Here is a 929-nt window from a genome sequence, read left to right on the forward strand (position 1 = left end):
TAGCGCTTGATCGCGACGCCTCCGGTCATGAAGCGCACCCCGATGGTGGTCGCGTCGGTGACGACCTCGTCGGGCCGCCAGAGTGCCAGCGGCACAATGCCGGGCGGCAGGATCTCCAGCCCGTCGAAGAAGGCCGCCAGCTCCGCTGGCGTCCGGACCCGGCCAGTGCCGAGCTGGGACAGCAGCACGCGCTCCAGCTCCTCACTCTCCGAAGAATCGCTCAATCGTGTGAAGTTCGTGATGAAGAAGTACGAACCGGACGGAACGGCGTCGCGAAGCTTCGCGACGATACCGTTCGGGTCCTCCTCGTCGAGGATGTGGTGCAGGATGCCGCACAGCATCACGCACACCGGCTTGCTGAAGTCGATCATCTCCTGCACGTCGGGGTGTGCGATGACCTCGTCCGGCTTGCGAACGTCGGCGGTGACGACCTTCGTGTTCGCGTTATCCTGCAGCAACGCCCTGCCGTGCGCGAGCACGATCGGGTCGATGTCGACGTAGACGACCTGCGCGTCCGGATTCACCTCCTGCACCACCTCATGTGTGTTGCGCACGGTTGGCAGCCCGGAGCCCAGGTCCAGGAACTGTGTGATGCCCTCGTCCGCGGCGAGCCGCCGCACCACTCGATGCAGCATCGCTCTGTTGTGCAGCGCGATCTCTTTGAGCTCCGGCATCACATCGAGACTCGCCTTGGCGATCTGCCGGTCAATCGCGTAGTTGTCCTTACCATTCAGCATCACGTCATAGACGCGCGCCGCAGTGGGGACTCCGTCGTCGAGAATGAGGAGGTCGGACCCAGGCTGTGCTGCACTGTGGGAGGACATCGGAAGTGGCTCTCCTCGCCGATCGTCAGGAACACCCGGCATGGTAGCCGTTCCGGCACCGCGCGTCACCGGGCCACCGGCCGTCTCATGCATTGCGCTGACCGA

Annotated in this window: 1 protein-coding gene; it reads right to left on the reverse strand. The window is 64.5% G+C overall.

Annotated elements, in window-relative coordinates; all coding sequences use genetic code 11:
* The coding region (locus ACM6LU_RS39165; protein ID WP_414942919.1) for an SAM-dependent methyltransferase at positions 1-824 on the reverse strand (824 nt) is incomplete at its 3' end.
* Positions 825-929: the final 105 nt, after the last annotated feature.

This window comes from Amycolatopsis sp. cmx-11-51, from assembly GCF_047608665.1.
In the GTDB taxonomy this organism is placed as follows: Bacteria; Actinomycetota; Actinomycetes; order Mycobacteriales; family Pseudonocardiaceae; genus Amycolatopsis.